This window comes from Yersinia similis, from assembly GCF_001053095.1.
GTDB lineage: Bacteria > Pseudomonadota > Gammaproteobacteria > Enterobacterales > Enterobacteriaceae > Yersinia > Yersinia similis.
The window spans coordinates 24,609-43,384 of record NZ_CGBP01000001.1 but is presented as its reverse complement, the minus strand read 5'-3'; the positions used below and the strand labels follow the sequence as shown (position 1 = coordinate 43,384).

Here is an 18,776-nt window from a genome sequence, read left to right as displayed (position 1 = left end):
AAGAAGCAATGGTACCGACAAACTATGACGTACTGAGATGAGCATACAAGGGGCATGGAATGTCGATGATAAAAAGAAAGTTACAACGCGCACTCGTTTTATACTGCGCTTTAGTTTGCAGCCTGATGACCGCGTTTACCGCATCAGCGGCTGCCCCCGTAATGCCTGTGGATTCATCTTCAGCTTTGCCAGCACGTGGTGCAACCATGTCAGTGGCTCAAAGCCGTTCGCAATTATTGGCCGCGCTTCCAAAAGATGTCGTGCCACTCTATGCCTCGGAATTAGCGTCATTATATGCGGCGAACCAAATGCAGCCTATGTGGCAAGACCGGGTTGCTGTTCAACGTTTTCAGCAACAGTTAGCGGAGGTTGGCCTTTCAGGCATTCAACCGCAGTTTATGCAATGGGTTAAATGGCTGAGCGAGCCAGAAATCACCGGTATGGCGCGTGATATTATTCTATCGGATGCGATGCTGGGTTATTTACACTTTATTTCCGGTGTCGGTGCTAATGGCAGTGTTTGGCTATACAGTAATGTGCCTTACAAAATGGCCATGCCGCCTGCGGCGATTTTAAACGCCTGGCAGAAAGCGGTAAATGAAGGTTCGACAGCCTCTTATCTGGCGTCGTTGGCTCCGCAGCATCCGCAATACGATAAAATGCAACAGGCGTTGAAGTTGATGCTAGCAGACCGACGCCCGTGGCCACAGATGCCCACTGGGCCAAGTTTACGTCCGGGGCAACTTAGCAACGATATCCCTGCATTGCGGGAAATTCTTGATCGAACGGGTATGTTGCACCCAGTAACCCCGGTGAAAGCGCCAGAGGTGATTCCTGTAGAGAACCCTACGGTGGCCGTAGTTAATGATGATCTCTCTGTTGATGAAGAAAAAAATCGCACTCAGACTAACAGCTTGGTGGTCAGCCCATCAGCCGTCCCCGCCCCTGAGAGCGACGATGCTGCATCCGTACATACGCCCTCAGTGAGCGTGGTTACGCTAACTGACAATATCTATACACCTGAGTTGGTAGAAGCCGTTAAACGCTTCCAGCAATGGCAGGGGCTCACTGATGACGGAGTTATCGGCCCTCGTACCCGCGAATGGTTGAATGTTTCGCCACAAACGCGGGCCACGTTATTGGCATTGAACATCCAGCGATTACGTATTTTGCCTGGGCATGTTGATAACGGCATTATGGTTAATATCCCAAACTACTCTCTGAATTATTATAAAGATGGGGCCGAAGTGCTTTCATCTCGGGTGATTGTTGGCCGTCCAAGTCGCAAAACTCCCCTGATGAGCAGTGCTTTGAATAATGTGGTGGTGAACCCGCCATGGAACGTACCGACCTCATTGGTACGGCAGGATATCGTGCCCAAAGCACGTAACGATGCCGGTTATTTCCAGCGTAATGGCTATACCGTGTTGTCCGGATGGAGTAATGATGCTGAAGTGATCAATCCTTCTATGATTGACTGGAGCATTATCTCGCCGAATAACTTCCCTTACCGTTTGCGTCAGGCACCAGGTGCCAATAACTCGTTAGGGCGGTTCAAATTTAACATGCCAAGTTCCGACGCTATTTATTTACATGACACGCCGAATCATGGCCTGTTCCAGAAGGACATTCGCGCCCTGAGTTCAGGTTGTGTGCGTGTCAATAAAGCGTCTGATTTAGCGAACATGCTGCTGCAAGATGCTGGCTGGAATGATGCACGGGTCTCTTCCAAGATAAAACAAGGTGATACCACCTACGTCAATATCCGCCAGCGCGTTCCGGTGCAATTGTATTATCTGACGGCATGGGTTGCGGAAGACGGTAAACCGCAGTTTAGAACAGATATTTACAATTATGATAAAATGGTGCGATCTGGTGCACAAATTTCACAGCAGGCTGAGTTTTTATTGCAATAAATGCAGTAAAACTCAATAACTAATGGTCTTAAATATCGGGTTATCTTGTGGGCGCTCGTTCGTGAGCGCCCTGTCACCTGACCTCAACGCACAGTGAATGCGAGTTGACTGCTTTTTCATAGGCGGTTAAGGTTCGGGGCGGCACATATTAGTGCTTACTTTTGACATTCTTGCCAGGTATTAACAGAGATCATGGATAAAATTGATAATAATCGCCGTAAGTGGCTAACGTTGGGCGGAGTTGCGTTGGGTATGTCACTGCTGCCAGGGCAGGTATTCGCCACTCTTTCTACTCCACGCCCACGGATCTTGACCCTGAATAACCTTAATACAGGCGAGACCATAAAAGCAGAGTTCTTTGATGGTCGGAGTTATAACCAAGATGAACTTTCCCGCTTAAACCATATTTTCCGCGATTACCGAGCCAATAAAGTCAAAAAAATTGATCCACGCCTGTTCGATCAACTGTATCGCCTGCAAGTTCTCCTCGAAACCACTAAACCGGTGCAGCTTATTTCTGGCTATCGCTCTCTTGGCACCAATAATGAACTGCGTGAGCATACCCGTGGGGTGGCCAAACAGAGCTACCATACCAAAGGGCAGGCGATGGACTTTCATATTGAAGGTATCCAATTGAGTCATATCCGCAAAGCGGCATTAAAAATGCGCGCAGGTGGTGTAGGATATTACCCTCGCAGTAATTTTGTGCATATTGATACCGGGCCAACACGGGCTTGGTAAAACAAATTTTTTAGCCAGTGTCTACGGTCCAGTTGGCAGTCGCACTGGGGTTGGAGCTTTATGAAATATCAAATTATTCCAGTCACGGCGTTTAGCCAGAACTGCACGTTAATCTGGTGTGAAGCGACGGGGCAGGCTGCCTTAGTGGATCCCGGTGGTGAGGCCACTAAAATAATTGCTGAGGTTGAGCTTCAGGGGGTTACTGTAAGCCAGGTCCTGCTGACTCATGGTCATTTAGATCATGTTGGCGCTGCTGCTGAAGTTGCTGCACATTTTCAGGTACCGATTTATGGCCCTGAAAAAGAAGATACATTTTGGTTAGAAGGGTTACCCGCACAGAGCCGAATGTTTGGGCTAAGTGAATGTGAGGCTTTTACCCCGACCCGCTGGTTGGAAGAAGGCGATAAAATAAAGGTTGGCGAAATAGAGTTATCTGTTTTGCATTGTCCGGGGCACACGCCGGGGCATATTGTGTTTATTGACCAGCAAGGCCGCCTGGCTCTGGTGGGGGATGTTATCTTCAATGGTGGCGTGGGGCGCAGTGATTTTCCGCGTGGCGACCATCAACAGCTAATTAACTCCATCCGCACTAAATTATTGCCGTTGGGCGATGATATGGCATTTATTCCCGGCCATGGGCCTATGTCTACATTGGGGCATGAGCGGCAGACAAATCCGTTTATTCGAGAAGAGCCGGCTATTTGGTGACGGTAGTAGTTAGTGACGGTAGTTAGCATCATAAATATCATAGATAAATGTTCAATAGCAAAAGATGCCGGAAGGCGTCTTTTGCGTTCTCTTTCGTTTATCCTTGCCACGTAAAATTACGTCATCGGGCGGCCAGTCAAAAGGATGGCTTGGGCCATCCTGGAGGTTATTGACAAAGTGCCCGCGACGGAGAGAACAGGCAGATCGTAAAGACGCCGTAAATACATCCATGTAGGCTCGAGCCGCGCCATCCTTGGCGCGGACTCTTTACTCCTCTGCCTATCCTCACCGTTCAAGATCGCGTCATCGGGGTTTGTCAGCAGTCTGAAGGATGGATTGGGCCATCCTTTTATGGTCAGTCAAGGGGTGATAACGGATACTGAATTAGAGCACCGCAACGATAGCTTCACATAACGGTGCCATATTATCTGGAGTCATCCCCGCTACGTTAACCCGGCCAGAATTTACCGCATAGACGGCGAACTCATCACGCAGGCGCAGTACTTGTTCTTTGGTCAGGCCACTGAACGAGAACATCCCATTTTGGTTAATGATAAAGCTAAAATCTTGTTGAGCGCCTTTTTCCTGCAAGGTATTAACAAACAACTGACGCATACGCTGGATACGCTGACGCATATCGGTCAGTTCTTGTTCCCAAATCGCCCGTAGTGCGGCATTACTCAGAATAGTGGCAACGACTGATGCACCATGTGCCGGTGGGTTAGAGTAGTTGGCACGGATAACCGCTTTAACTTGGCTGAATGCGGTATCGGCAACGTTACTGTCGGCGGCGACAAGGGTACAAGCCCCAACACGCTCATTGTACAAACCAAAGTTTTTCGAATAAGAGCTGCAAACGATTAACTCTTGATGTGTTGCCGCGAAAATACGCAGGCCCTGAGCATCTTCCTCTAAACCTTTAGCAAAGCCTTGATAAGCGAAATCAAACAGTGGCAACCAGCCTTTAGCAACCGATAACTCCGCCAGTTGGCTCCACTGAGCTTCTGTTGGATCGATACCCGTTGGGTTATGGCAGCAACCGTGGAACAACACCACATCACCCGCCTGAGCTTCTGACAGGCTATTTAACAAGCCATCGAAGTCCAGTGCGTGATTAGCAGCATCATAATAAGCGTACTCCACCACTTCCAGCCCTGCGGCTTCGAAGACGTTTTTATGGTTTGGCCAGCTTGGGTTACTGACCCAGACACGTTTGGCGCGGGTCTGATGGGCGATAAAATCAGCGGCAATGCGCAAACCACCTGTCCCACCTGGCGTTTGAGCGGTACGAGCACGTTTATCCGCAATAATTGCACTATTAGCACCGAACAGCAGCTCTTGGGTGCAACTGGCAAAAGCAGGCAGGCCGTCAATACCCAGATAATTTTTGGTAACTTCATTTTCCAGTAAATACTGCTCAGCTTTCTTCACGCTGGTCAGCACTGGGGTTTTACCGGTTTCGTCTTTGTAGACACCGATCCCCAGATTGATTTTATGAGCGCGGTCATCCGCGCGGAAGATATCGGTCAAACCTAAAATAGGATCCGCAGGTGCAGCAGTGATTTTTTCAAACATGTCAGAGGCTTCCATGGCTTAGCGTTAAGCAAACAGAGCCTTCAGGGTAACGCCAGTTGCGGCCTTTGCCAACCGTTTGCGATAAAAAGAAATGAATCTGGTGAGGCGGGGGGATCTGAGGTGAAAAATCGGCAAAATAGGCCGATAGACAGAGTAATCTCCATCAATCAGCTCAGAATAGAAACAAAAAGACAGAGCCGAGGCCCTGTCTTTTTTCAACTTAGGTCAGCAGATAAACTGCCTCATTAAGTTTGACTTAGAACTGGTAAACTAAGCCAACAGCAACAACGTCGTCTGTTGTGATGTTGTTGGTTTCGGTGAACAGGTCTTTGTCCAGCAAGTTGATTTTATAATCAACATAGGTAGACATGTTTTTGTTGAAGTAGTAGTAAGTACCAACAGAAACATATTTCACCAGATCATGGTTGTCATCTACATTGTTCAGATCTTTACCTTTGGACTGAACATAACCCAGTGATGGGCGCAGGCCGAAGTCGAACTGATACTGTGCAGTGATTTCGATATCGCGAGTCTTGTTCGCGATGGTGAAATCATAAGCACCGTATGGAGTCAGGTTCTGAGTCTCAGCATACATTACAGCCAGGTATACGTTGTTTGCGTCGTATTTAGCACCAACGTTCCATGCCTGAGCTTTGTCGCCTTCAGCGGTAGAACCATATTTTTGATCAAGAGTACGGTTTGAAGAAGAGAAACCAGCACCGAAGTTAATGCCATTGCCGATATCATAAGTAGAACCGATACCGAAGCCGTCACCGTTAGCTTCTTTGACTTCAGAACGGTCATTTTTGCCTTGGTATTGCAGGGCAAAGTTCAGGCCGTCAACCATACCGAAGAAATTGTTATTACGGTAAGTTGCCAGGCCAGTAGAACGGCCAGTCATGAAGTTGTCAGAGTTGGAGATTGAATCACCACCGAACACTGGCAGCATGTCAGTCCATGCGTTAACGTCATAGATTACGCCGTAGTTACGGCCATAGTCGAATGAACCGAATTCAGCAAATTTCAGACCAGCAAAGCCCAGGCGAGTTGCGTTGCCTTCTTGAGCGCCACTGTTTTCAGCGTTGTTTGCTTGAATGTTGTATTCCCACTGGCCGTAACCGGTCAGTTGGTCAGTAATTTGGGTTTCACCTTTGAAGCCGAAACGAACGTAAGACTTGTCACCGTCTTGGCTAGCTGCATCAGAGAAAGAGTGACGTGCGTCAACTTTACCGTACAGGTCAAGTTTGTTGCCATCTTTGTTGTAGATTTCTGCTGCATTAGCTGCACCAGCGGCTAACAGAGCTGGGATTACTACTGCAAGAATATTGCGCTTCATCATTATTATTACCCTCATTGGTGTTATTCGGACACCTGCCACTGCCGCCAATAATTTTTATGGAACTATTGTTGAGAGTTTGGTGTCGTCTGTGTCTGAACGCAGTGTTCCATTCACAGACCTTATAATCCAGACCGAAAATGCTACCAATTACAATAATGTGTTTCATTGAGAAACTATGTGTTACAAAATGTAAAATTAAGGGAACTTTGTGACTTAGATCGAATTTTAAAAAATGATAAAAGCCAGCAGGGCTGGCTTTTATTTGTACAAATTGACTTTCTTTTCTAAATAATAAACTTAGAAACTGGCATTTCTCGGCGTACGTGGGAATGGAATAACGTCCCGAACGTTTTGAACCCCGGTTACATATGAGATTAAACGCTCAAATCCGAGGCCAAAACCTGAATGCGGTACAGTGCCGTAGCGACGCAGATCACGATACCACCAATAATCTTCTTTATTCAGGCCCATTTCGGCCAAACGCGCATCCAAGACATCTAAACGTTCTTCACGTTGTGAACCACCGATAATTTCACCAATACCCGGCGCTAAAACATCCATCGCCGCAACGGTTTTGCCATCTTCATTCATTCGCATATAGAAGGCTTTAATATCTTTCGGATAGTTTTTAACCACTACCGGCGCTTTAAAGTGTTTCTCAGCCAGATAACGCTCATGTTCAGAGGACAAATCAATACCCCATGAAACATCATTCTCAAATTTCTGACCGGATGCCAGCAAGATCTCAATGGCATCAGTGTAGTCAACTTGAGCAAAATCAGAGGTGACGAAACGTTGTAGGCGGTCAACTGCGTCTTTATCGACACGTTCGGCAAAGAACTTCATGTCATCAGCACGTTCATTCAAGACCGCCTGGAAAACGTATTTCAGCATTTTCTCAGCCAAACCGGCGACATCATCCAGCGAAGCGAAGGCCACTTCCGGCTCAACCATCCAGAATTCAGCTAAATGGCGGCTGGTATTGGAGTTTTCAGCCCGGAAGGTTGGGCCAAAGGTGTAAACTTTTGATAACGCACAGGCGTAGGTTTCACCGTTTAGCTGACCCGATACGGTCAGGAATGCTTCTTTACCGAAGAAGTCTTCGCTAAAATCAACAGCGCCGGTATCCGTGCGTGGCAGGTTTTCCAGATCTAACGTTGAAACACGGAACATCTCACCTGCGCCTTCAGTATCAGAGGCGGTGATCAGCGGTGTAGAAACCCAGAAATAACCATTTTCGTCGAAGAAGCGGTGGATTGCTTGTGCCAACGTGTGGCGAACACGGGCAACGGCACCAATCAGGTTGGTACGCGGGCGTAAGTGCGCCACTTCACGTAAATATTCAATGCTGTGGCGTTTCGCAGCCATAGGGTAGGTATCAGGGTCATCAACCCAGCCCACTACATTGATGGCGGTTGCTTGAATTTCAAAACTTTGGCCTTCACCCGGTGATGCGACCACGGTACCGGTGACTTCAACGGAACAACCGGTGGTCAGATGCAGTACTTCATCCTGATAATTTGGCAAAGTATTATTCACGACGGCCTGTAACGGGTCAAAGCAGGAACCGTCATAAACGGCAACGAAGGAGATACCCGCTTTAGAATCTCTCCGGGTACGCACCCAACCGCGCACGGTGACTTCACTGCCAACCGCGGCGCGGCCTTGCAGTACGTCGACTACAGGCACTACGCTCATAGATTTCTCTCTTTAATGGTTTGGATATATACCCTGTTTCCTTGAAGTTGCAGTGTGTTAGCGGCTCTCACTCATCTGAATCTCTGGTTTGAGTCAGTTCATCAGGATTTGCGCACTTACTGCCTGGCTACAACTTTAATGACTTAGGGTATAGAAATAGTTAACAACCCAATGAAATGGGGATGTTGCTATGTTACTTGTGGCAGTGCAGGACACAAGTAGAAATCATCAGAATAGTGCAAGATTTCTGAGGTTACCGTCAATATGCCCTCCGTCCTTGCAACCACTAGGGGGTTAGCGGCATTTATGCACCCAAATCACTCACCCGCTGACGACAATAGCTTTAGGTATAAATACGACACAAACGAAGACACTATTTAATAATGGAAAATTTAATCGTGGAAGAGCCGAGAGGCTAAATGGAGTTACCGGGTAAACATACGCTACCCGGTAACGGGGTATTAACTGGCTTTCTTGACTAAAGGTAACGCAAAGGCTTCACGTAACTGATCGACAAATGCGGGATCCTGACAAATAGTCTTACCAGGGCTATCTGAGAGCTTAGCCACCGGTTTATCGTTACATTCAACCAGTTTAATAACAATATTCAATGGCTTAACGCCTGGTATATCGCACGTCAAACGCGTACCAATACCAAACACCAATTTAATGCGCTGATAAAAGTGACGATAGAGTAATAATGCTTTCTCCAGATCTAGATTATCTGAAAACACCAATACCTTTTTCATTGGGTCAATACCCAATTTTTCATAATGCGCGATAGCCTTCTCCCCCCACTCGATCGGGTCACCAGAGTCATGGCGTAGGCCTTGATAGCGGTTGGCGAAAGCCAGATCAAAATCGCGTAGGAAAGCATCCATAGTAATGCAATCAGTCAGTGCGATGCCCAACTGATTGGGGTACTCATCCAGCCAGGCTTGCAGTGCTACACGCTGGCTGTTTGCCAATGTTGGGCTAATTTGTTGGTGAGCCTGAAACCACTCATGGGCTTGAGTCCCGACGGGCGCTAAGGCTAATTTGCGGGCTAAGTCGTAGTTGCTGGTGCCGACCAGATAAGGGAACTCATCTTTTAACGTGCTGACAACGGTGTGCTGTATCTCGCGAGAGAATCGGCGGCGGGTACCGAAATCCATCAATTTAAAGTGAGTAATATCGATATCCGCACTGAGGGCATTGAATTGCTCAAGTTTCGTGCGCAGTTGTTGAACCGCTTGATCCGTTGTCACATGAGTAGAACGGCGTCGGTGAATGATTTCGCTGATCACTGCCAGCAAAGGGACTTCCCACATGATCACTTCACACCATAAACCGGCAATGCGAATATCTAATTTACCGTCATGAACAGCGACGGAGACTTGCTCTGGTTTAAAACGAAAATCGCGTAACCAACGCAGATAATTATCCTGGAAGAAGGGTAGGCTGGAGAGGTAAATAAACTCATCAGATGTCAGTGCTAATTGACTCATTAGGGCTATCTGGTGGCGGATTTCATCAGCATACTCCCCCAGCAGCTCATCACTACGGCAGCGGAATTCGGCGGCAACCGTAATGTGGCGATAATGATGAAATACGGCTTGTTGCATATGAAGCTTATATGCATCCGTATCAAGCAATGAAGTCAAAATCGGTGAGGCGTCTTGAGTCATGGCGCTATACAGCATCCTCGTAGGAGCATTTTCCACAGTCGGCAAAATCTATAAAGTTGCAGGAGTATACCGGTATTATCCTGTTATTGAAGCCTCATCACACCATAAATGCTAATCAGAAGTCTAAGACTAACGTGCCATTGTCAGGAAAAACAAACGTAATTAAGTACTACGGCTGTTTATAGTGGCTTATTTCGTTAGTTCGCTAAGTTGGTGAACTAACTTTATGAAAGACATGGTTAATAACAAAATCATTATAAATGATAGAGGTTATTGACAAAGTGCCTGCAACGGAGAGAACAGGCAGATCGTAAAGACGCCGGCTTCCCTGTATAAAAATAGCCTTCCCTGGGGGCTCGAGCCGCGCCCTCCCTGGCGCGGACGCTTTACTCTTCTGCCTATCCTCACCGTTCAAGAGTGAGTCATCGGGGTTTGTCAGCAGTCTGATCATTATAAATGATAGCTATATCGATAGTTCTCCTGATTTTCCCGGTTTCTCTTGTGCACTATTAAACATAAAAAGCAGATTTTGTCGGCAGGTTATTTTGTTAAATGTGTGAATTTGTGCACTACCCAATGAGCCTATTGGTGACGAATTGCAAAGCGACAATTAGCTTGCGGGACGGCTCGAAAAATGGACATTCAATGCGTTATTTACCGGAGTCGCCAAGGTTCTCATCTAGGTTTTTTTTACAACTGTGATACATTGAAAACCTATCTGGGTCTGGGGAAAAGTCGCTAATAGCAGCAAGATTCGCCCTCAATAACGGCGAATACAGATCCGATAATCATACTCACTGATGACGTCAAAAGGGTTTCTATGACACAACAGCCGCAAGCTAAATACCGTCACGATTATCGTGCGCCGGATTACACCATCACCGATATCGATCTGGACTTCGCACTGGATGCGCAAAAAACGACGGTAACGGCGGTCAGTAAAGTAAAACGTCAAAGAACAGACGTGACACCGTTGGTTCTAAATGGTGAAGATCTGACGCTAATCAGTGTCAGCGTTGATGGGCAAATATGGCCACATTATCGCCAACAGGATAACACGCTGGTTATTGAGCAATTACCCGCAGATTTTACACTGACGATTGTCAATAATATTCATCCGGCAACCAATAGCGCGTTGGAAGGGTTATACCTGTCTGGTGAAGCGCTCTGCACACAGTGTGAAGCCGAAGGGTTCCGCCACATTACTTATTATTTAGACCGTCCTGATGTGCTGGCTCGTTTTACTACTCGCATTGTGGCGGATAAGTCTCGCTATCCATATCTGCTCTCCAACGGTAACCGTGTGGGGCAGGGTGAACTGGATGATGGCCGTCATTGGGTCAAGTGGGAAGATCCCTTCCCGAAGCCTTCTTACCTGTTTGCTTTGGTTGCCGGTGATTTCGATGTGTTACAGGATAAATTTATTACCCGTTCGGGTCGTGAAGTCGCCCTTGAGCTTTTTGTTGACCGGGGTAATTTAGATCGTGCCGATTGGGCTATGACATCCCTGAAAAACTCAATGAAGTGGGATGAAACTCGCTTTGGTCTGGAATATGACCTCGACATCTATATGATTGTCGCTGTTGATTTCTTCAACATGGGGGCGATGGAGAATAAAGGGTTAAATGTATTTAACTCAAAATATGTGCTGGCGAAAGCAGAAACAGCCACAGATAAAGATTATCTAAATATTGAAGCTGTTATCGGCCATGAATATTTCCATAACTGGACGGGTAACCGCGTCACTTGCCGCGATTGGTTCCAATTGAGTCTGAAAGAGGGTTTAACCGTATTCAGAGATCAAGAATTCAGCTCTGATTTAGGTTCCCGCTCTGTCAACCGTATCGAAAATGTCCGGGTAATGCGGGCGGCGCAGTTTGCGGAAGATGCTAGCCCGATGGCACATGCTATTCGTCCGGATAAAGTGATAGAGATGAATAACTTTTATACGCTCACCGTGTATGAAAAAGGTTCAGAAGTTATCCGAATGATGCATACGCTGCTGGGTGAACAGCCATTCCAAGCGGGTATGCGGCTCTATTTTGAACGGCATGATGGAAGTGCCGCGACTTGCGATGATTTTGTACAGGCAATGGAAGATGCATCAAATGTTGATCTGTCTCTCTTCCGGCGCTGGTACAGCCAATCAGGCACACCATTATTGACCGTGCATGACGATTATGATGTTGAAAAACAGCAGTATCATTTATTCGTTAGCCAAAAAACGTTACCTACAGCGGATCAACCAGAGAAATTGCCACTGCACATACCGTTAGACATCGAACTGTATGACAGCAAAGGTCATGTCATCCCATTGCAACACAATGGCTTGCCGGTTCACCACGTGCTGAATGTGACAGAGTCTGAACAGACCTTTACCTTTGATAATGTGGCACAGAAACCTATCCCATCTCTGCTGCGTGAGTTTTCTGCACCCGTAAAATTGGATTACCCCTACAGTGATCAGCAACTCACGTTCCTGATGCAGCATGCCCGCAATGAATTCTCTCGCTGGGATGCAGCGCAAAGCTTGCTGGCAACCTACATTAAGCTGAATGTTGCTAAATATCAGCAGCAACAGCCACTGAGTTTGCCCGCGCATGTGGCAGACGCTTTCCGCGCAATATTGCTGGATGAAAATCTTGATCCTGCCTTGGCCGCGCAGATTTTGATGTTGCCCTCAGAAAATGAAATGGCCGAACTGTTTACGACTATCGATCCGCAAGCGATCAATACGGTACATGAAGCGATCACGCGTTGTCTGGCCCAGGAGCTGTCGGATGAACTGTTGGCCGTATATGTCTCCAATATGACGCCGGTTTACCGTATTGAGCATGGTGATATTGCCAAACGTGCTTTACGTAATACTTGCCTCAATTATCTGGCCTTTGGTGATGAGGAATTTGCCAATAAGCTTATTTCTTCACAATATCATCAAGCCGATAATATGACGGACTCATTGGCAGCATTAGCAGCGGCGGTTGCTGCTCAGTTACCTTGCCGTGATGAGTTGTTGGCAGCCTTTGATGTGCGCTGGAATCATGACGGTTTGGTTATGGATAAGTGGTTTGCTCTACAAGCGACCAGCCCGGCGGCAGATGTCCTGGTACAGGTACGTGCCTTACTGAAACACCCTGCATTCAGTTTGAGTAATCCGAACCGTACTCGCTCGTTGATTGGTAGTTTTGCTTCCGGTAACCCGGCTGCATTCCATGCGGCTGATGGTAGTGGTTATCAGTTCTTGGTTGAGATACTCAGTGACTTAAATACCCGCAACCCACAAGTTGCTGCGCGGTTAATTGAGCCACTGATTCGCTTGAAACGTTATGATGCAGGGCGTCAGGCGCTGATGCGTAAGGCATTGGAGCAATTGAAAACGCTGGATAACTTATCGGGTGATTTGTACGAGAAGATAACCAAAGCACTTGCGGCATAAGTCAATGTGACCTCATTGAGTAGAGGGTCTGATGCCCACTCAGGCTGCTGGCAAACTCCGATAACGCGGTCTTAAATGGTGGATAGTCGGGATAGTCGGGATAGTCGGGATAGTCAGATACTCGTGCCACGGATGGCACGATTCAAGCTCCATGGGCATTATTTTGATATAGGGAATTTGATGCAGGGAATAAGGTGTTTTTACAATCTGCCTATTCTCTTCGTTGTGTGTATTTTGTCATTAATTCCCTCTATTTTTACCTGCCTGTTATTACTGTTAACACCACTGTAACTTAAGGTAATAAAGGATACGGGTAATATGCTTATTCTTTGAATGGCTTTACTTCGCAAACGTTTACTTTCCTGAAAGATGAATTTACCATTCCCGTATCTATACCCAAGTGACTTCAAGATGCAGGCAGGCGGCAACGGAGTAACGAAGACAGCCAACACACATTCAACTTGAAGTATGATGGGCATTCCATACGTTGGAAGCTGGTCAGCTAGCGGGATTACACAACAGTACTGATAACGTTAACTGGCTACAGCACGACAGAATTAGTGCTTGCTAACCGCTTGTCACTGATCGCTCAGGAGATCACATGTATTATCCACTTGTCAGAAAAGCACTATTTCAGCTTGATCCAGAACGTGCCCATGAATTGACTTTCCGTCAGTTAAAGCGAGTTAGCGGCACACCTCTGGAATTTTTGGTACGCCAGTCGGTACCCACCAAACCGGTAAGTTGTATGGGCCTGTCTTTTAAAAACCCAGTAGGTTTGGCTGCGGGCCTGGATAAAGACGGTGAGTGTATTGATGCCTTGGGTGCCATGGGCTTTGGTTTCATTGAAGTGGGTACTGTAACGCCACGGCCTCAGGTGGGGAATGACAAGCCGAGATTATTCAGGATCGTCGAAGCTGAAGGTTTGATCAACCGAATGGGGTTTAATAATCATGGGGTCGATAATCTCATTGAAAATGTCAAAAAATCCCATTTTGGCGGTATATTGGGCATTAATATTGGCAAGAATAAAGATACGCCAGTCGAACAAGGTAAAGAAGATTACCTGATTTGCATGGATAAAATTTATCCTTATGCTGGATATATTGCGATTAATATTTCCTCACCTAATACACCGGGATTACGATCCTTACAGTACGGTGAAGCATTAGATGATTTGTTAGCCGCAATTAAAAATAAACAAACTGAGCTACATCAACACCATCATAAGTATGTTCCCGTTGCGGTGAAGATCGCGCCGGATCTTACTGAAGAGGAATTGATCCAAATAGCAGATAGCTTGGTCCGTCATAATATTGATGGCGTTATTGCTACTAATACGACTTTAGATCGTTCTCTGATTCAGGGATTAAATTATTGTGAGCAAGCCGGTGGATTAAGTGGCCGCCCATTACAATTACGCAGTACTGAAGTTATTCATCGTTTATCACAAGAGCTAAAAGGGCGTCTGCCTATTATCGGTGTTGGCGGTATTGATTCCGTTACAGCTGCACGGGAAAAGATGGCTGCTGGTGCTTCATTGATTCAAATCTATTCCGGATTTATCTTCCGTGGGCCGGGTTTGATTAAGAATATCGTTACTCATATCTAATTATTTATCTTCATTACCTGCTGGGGGTTTATTTATGCCCCCGGCTAGTCTATATTTTACTCCGGTAGATTGAATATTCAGCAAAATGCTTATATGAAGAGAGTCCCATTCGATGGGTCTAGAACTCAGCTATTGAGTTTATGATATTACAATATGATGGGAAGGATTAAATATGCGAATTAAACCAGATGATAAATGGCGTTGGTATTTTGATACTGAACACGACCGACTTATGTTGGATTTAGCTAATGGTATGATATTCCGTTCGCGCTTCCCCTCTAAAATGCTGACACCAGATGCTTTCGATGAATCGGCTTTCTGTGTTGATGATGCGGCTCTTTATTTTGAATTTGAAGATCAGTGTCGCCAAATTAAATTGAGCAATGAGCAGCGCTCAGAATTGGTATTAAATGCATTGGTTGCATGTCGCTTCTTGAAACCACTCATGCCAAAAAGTTGGCATTTTGTACAGCAACCTAAAGTTCTGATACCACAAAATGGCGAACTGACGTTGGTTAAAGTATTAGACAGCGGAGAAGATGTACGTTTGCTCGTGGTTGAACCGGGCTGCTCCGCCAGTTTATGCTTATTAGCACAATCTCAAGTGGTATTAGCTGGTCGTCAGTTGGTACTTGGTGATGCGATAAAAATAATGAATAACCGTTTATTTCCACTAATGGTTGAAGAGGTTAACACCACAACAGCGTATGACCGTGCGGTGTAATTTGTCGGTGTGTTTTTGAGTTTGGTTATTTGCCTCTAAGGGAAATATCGCCTTTAGGAATGCAACTGCAACAAAGAAGGGTTCCATCGTTACCAACAGCACTCTGTTTGAGTGGAGCAACATCTCCAGCGAGTAAGGTAATTCTGCAACTGCCACATATCCCGGCCCGGCACGAATAAGGGATACGGATATTCTGCTGTTCTAACTGTTCCAAGAGTATTTGCTGATTATTGCCGTTAAAGCGTATGCCATTATATTCAATGGATACCGTTTTTGACTGATCCTGTGGCGCGGTAAGGCTTTCAACAACCGCTCCGGCACCGTAGGGCCTTGGCGGTTTGGTGATCAGAACTTCAACTTCATCGCCAACTCGAATAATACCGCTATTTCTGGCCACCATATTCTGGCCAAAATCGACATCACCATTCTCCGCAGTTCGAAACGTCTGTAATGTCCGCAATGGTTCGCCGGTTGGATGTTTTCGTCCACGCTCAACACTGACGGTCGTTAATACACAGCGGCTGCATGGTTTGACTAAATCAAATGTGATATCGCCTATCCGGATTACCTGCCAGCAATCTTCGGCAAAAACTGTGGCACCGGTGACCACTAAATTTGGACGAAATTGTTCCAGTTTAATACTGCCAGGGCAACGTTGCTGCAAATCTTTAAATGACGCTTCGTTAATCAGCAGATAAGGGAAGCCATCAGCAAAAGAGAGGGGAACCTCCGGCAACGGTTTGACACGACGTGTTAATTCTGTGCCGACCCAACGTAGTTGTACGTCACGCTGAAAATAGCCACTTAACCAACTGTTGATCGCCTCGGGGGCAATTAACGAGGTAAAATGATTTCCCCAAACTTCAGTGGGGGCGGGATTGGCTAAAAAATCATTAAAGCGGATACTGGCACTCTCGCCATCGGGGGCGGTGAGATATAAGCCGTCTGCCATTAATGCCGGGGTAAACATAACCATCTTCGGATATTGGCGTGCAGTAATGAACGTGCCGTCTGATTCGGTGATCATAAATACACGGTCAAAGGCCAGCCCGCTGCTGCTAACTTGGGCGTGGGAAAGCTGCAAACCACGCATAGATTTCACCGGATGAACGTAAAGCCTAGAGAGGGTAATCACCATTGCCTCCGTATGAGTATTAAATTAGAGGGAGCAACTTTATGACAAGCCGCTGGGATTAGCTATAATGCGCAACAATTTTCTTTTTGGTGATAGTGCGATATGAACTCTCTGTTTGCCAGCACGGCGCGTGGACTGGAAGAACTGTTAAAAAGCGAACTCGAAGCGCTGGGCGCTCACGACTGTAAAATAGTACAGGGTGGGGTACATTTTCAGGGCGACGATCGACTCATGTACCAAAGCCTGTTGTGGAGCCGGTTGGCTTCGCGCATCTTATTGCCGCTCAACGAGTTTAAGGTCTACAGTGATTTAGATTTGTACCTTGGGGTACAGGCTATCGATTGGCCGTCAATTTTTGGTGTGGAAAAAACATTTGCCGTACATTTTAGCGGTGTGAATGAAGAGATCCGTAATAGCCAGTATGGTGCGTTGAAAGTTAAAGATGCGATTGTGGACAGCTTCACTCGCAAAATGGATCAACGCCCAACGGTTGCCAAACAACAACCTGATATTCGGGTGAATGTTTTCTTGCAACGGGATATGGCCAGCGTGGCTCTTGATCTCAGTGGTGAGGGGCTGCATCAGCGTGGTTATCGTGATCTGACTGGTCAGGCACCGCTGAAAGAAAACCTTGCAGCAGCGATTATCCAGCGTTCTGGCTGGCAGCCGGGTACACCTATGGTCGACCCTATGTGTGGCTCAGGGACTTTGCTGATTGAAGCCGCAATGATGGCCTCTGATCGTGCTCCGGGTTTGCACCGGGCGCATTGGGGCTTTACCGCTTGGAATGCTTTTAATGAAGATCTGTGGCGTGAACTGACCACTGAAGCGCAAGTGCGCGCTCGTCGTGGCCTGCTAGAGACTTCATCTCGTTTCTTTGGTTCAGATATTGATCGTCGGGTCATCGAAATGGCGCGTGCGAATGCCCGACGGGCAGGTGTTGCTGAGTTGATTACCTTCAATGCTAACGATATCAGTAAGCTGGTGAATCCATTACCTGAAGGGCCGGTGGGTACCGTTATCAGCAACCCCCCTTACGGCGAACGGCTGGAAAGCGAACCTGCATTGATTGCATTGCATAATATGTTTGGCCGTATGATGAAAACCGCATTTGGCGGCTGGCGTCTGTCACTGTTCAGTGCCTCTCCAGAATTACTGAGCTGCCTGCAACTGCGTGCAGATCGTGAATTTAAAGCCAAGAATGGCCCGCTGGATTGCGTACAGAAAAACTATCAGTTGGCGGTGAACCCACAGGGTGCAGGTGGCGCGTTGGTGGCTGAAGATTATGCTAACCGTCTGCGTAAGAATGTGAAGAAACTGGATAAGTGGGCGAAACAACAGGGTATCGAATGCTACCGTCTGTATGATGCCGACCTACCGGATTACAATGTTGCGGTCGATCGCTATGGCAGCAAAGTGGTGGTGCAGGAGTATGCGCCGCCTAAAACGATCGATCCACAAAAAGCCCGCCAGCGCTTGTTTGATGTGATTAATGCCACGTTGGCGGTGCTAGAACTGCCCTCTAATCAGTTGGTGTTGAAAACCCGTGAGCGTCAGAAGGGTAAAAATCAATACGAGAAATTGGCCCAAAAGGGTGAATTCTTGCTGGTCAGTGAGTATAACGCCAAGCTATGGGTTAACCTGACTGACTATCTTGATACTGGTCTGTTTCTGGATCACCGTATTGCCCGCCAGATGTTGGGCAAAATGAGCCAGGGCAAAGATTTCCTTAACCTGTTTGCTTATACCGGTACCGCCAGCGTCCATGCGGGGCTGGGCGGCGCGCGCAGCACAACCACGGTAGATATGTCGCGTACCTATCTGGAGTGGGCAGAGAAGAACTTGCGAGCGAATGGCTTGACGGGCCAGCAACACCGCTTAATTCAGGCGGATTGCCTTTCTTGGCTCAGCAACACTGATGAGCAATTCGACGTGATCTTCATTGATCCACCGACATTCTCTAACTCCAAGCGTATGGAAACCACCTTTGATGTTCAGCGGGATCACTTAGTGCTGATGAAAGAACTTAAACGGTTACTGCGCCGCAAGGGGACAATTATGTTCTCGAACAATAAGCGTGGTTTCCAGATGGATCTGGCCGGGATAGCCGCGCTGGGGCTGGAAGCGAAAGAGATAACCACACTTACACAATCTGAAGACTTTGCCCGTAATCGTCAGATCCACAATTGTTGGCTGGTCACCCACAGCCAAGAGGAAAAGTAAAA

At 47.0% G+C, this 18,776-nt stretch carries 12 protein-coding genes and 1 pseudogene; 7 read left to right on the top strand and 6 right to left on the bottom strand.

The window, feature by feature from the left end; translation table 11 throughout:
* The first annotated feature begins 59 nt into the window (after window positions 1-59).
* From ldtD to AC971_RS00165, 3 genes are all read left to right on the top strand, one after another.
* Entirely contained in the window at window positions 60-1,916 is a 1,857-nt protein-coding gene (gene ldtD / locus AC971_RS00175; RefSeq protein WP_025383326.1) for a L,D-transpeptidase, read from the top strand.
* A 192-nt stretch (window positions 1,917-2,108) separates the two neighbouring features.
* A complete protein-coding gene (locus tag AC971_RS00170) occupies window positions 2,109-2,657 on the top strand; it encodes a peptidoglycan L,D-endopeptidase MepK (protein WP_025383327.1) in 549 nt (182 codons plus the stop codon).
* A gap of 60 nt (window positions 2,658-2,717) precedes the next feature.
* Window positions 2,718-3,365 (top strand): MBL fold metallo-hydrolase, encoded by a 648-nt coding sequence (locus tag AC971_RS00165; protein ID WP_025383328.1) that lies wholly within the window; start codon window positions 2,718-2,720, stop codon window positions 3,363-3,365.
* Window positions 3,366-3,527: 162 nt separating this feature from the next.
* Here the strand turns inward: AC971_RS00165 and AC971_RS24555 are convergent.
* From AC971_RS24555 to pncB, 5 genes and pseudogenes are all read right to left on the bottom strand, one after another.
* A pseudogene (locus AC971_RS24555) lies at window positions 3,528-3,596 on the bottom strand (gluconate 5-dehydrogenase); the annotation flags it as partial.
* Window positions 3,597-3,749: 153 nt separating this feature from the next.
* Entirely contained in the window at window positions 3,750-4,940 is a 1,191-nt protein-coding gene (locus AC971_RS00160) for an amino acid aminotransferase (RefSeq protein ID WP_025383329.1), read from the bottom strand.
* 256 nt (window positions 4,941-5,196) lie between these two features.
* Complete coding sequence (ompF, locus tag AC971_RS00155) at window positions 5,197-6,276, bottom strand: porin OmpF (protein WP_162471862.1); 1,080 nt, start codon at window positions 6,274-6,276, stop codon at window positions 5,197-5,199.
* A 300-nt stretch (window positions 6,277-6,576) separates the two neighbouring features.
* A complete protein-coding gene (gene asnS, locus AC971_RS00150) occupies window positions 6,577-7,977 on the bottom strand; it encodes an asparagine--tRNA ligase (protein WP_002211301.1) in 1,401 nt (466 codons plus the stop codon).
* A 461-nt stretch (window positions 7,978-8,438) separates the two neighbouring features.
* Window positions 8,439-9,644 (bottom strand): nicotinate phosphoribosyltransferase, encoded by a 1,206-nt coding sequence (pncB, locus tag AC971_RS00145; protein ID WP_025383331.1) that lies wholly within the window; start codon window positions 9,642-9,644, stop codon window positions 8,439-8,441.
* Between the two features lie 820 nt (window positions 9,645-10,464).
* Here pncB and pepN point away from each other — a divergent pair.
* The 3 genes from pepN (at window position 10,465) to AC971_RS00125 (ending at window position 15,416) form a co-directional block, all read left to right on the top strand.
* Window positions 10,465-13,080 carry an aminopeptidase N gene (gene pepN / locus AC971_RS00135; protein WP_025383333.1) on the top strand — a complete coding sequence of 872 codons (2,616 nt, stop codon included), beginning with the start codon at window positions 10,465-10,467 and terminating at the stop codon, window positions 13,078-13,080.
* Window positions 13,081-13,681: 601 nt separating this feature from the next.
* The gene (gene pyrD / locus AC971_RS00130; protein ID WP_025383334.1) at window positions 13,682-14,692 is read left to right on the top strand and encodes a quinone-dependent dihydroorotate dehydrogenase; all 1,011 of its coding nucleotides are present in this window, start codon (window positions 13,682-13,684) and stop codon (window positions 14,690-14,692) included.
* 172 nt (window positions 14,693-14,864) lie between these two features.
* The gene (locus AC971_RS00125) at window positions 14,865-15,416 is read left to right on the top strand and encodes a cell division protein ZapC (protein WP_025383335.1); all 552 of its coding nucleotides are present in this window, start codon (window positions 14,865-14,867) and stop codon (window positions 15,414-15,416) included.
* Window positions 15,417-15,441: 25 nt separating this feature from the next.
* Here the strand turns inward: AC971_RS00125 and AC971_RS00120 are convergent, their stop codons facing one another.
* Window positions 15,442-16,554 carry a YcbX family protein gene (locus AC971_RS00120; RefSeq protein ID WP_025383336.1) on the bottom strand — a complete coding sequence of 371 codons (1,113 nt, stop codon included), beginning with the start codon at window positions 16,552-16,554 and terminating at the stop codon, window positions 15,442-15,444.
* Window positions 16,555-16,653: 99 nt separating this feature from the next.
* Here AC971_RS00120 and rlmKL point away from each other — a divergent pair, with 99 nt between their 5' ends.
* Window positions 16,654-18,774, top strand: coding sequence for a bifunctional 23S rRNA (guanine(2069)-N(7))-methyltransferase RlmK/23S rRNA (guanine(2445)-N(2))-methyltransferase RlmL (gene rlmKL / locus AC971_RS00115; protein WP_025383337.1), 2,121 nt, complete (start codon window positions 16,654-16,656; stop codon window positions 18,772-18,774).
* Window positions 18,775-18,776 lie beyond the last annotated feature (2 nt).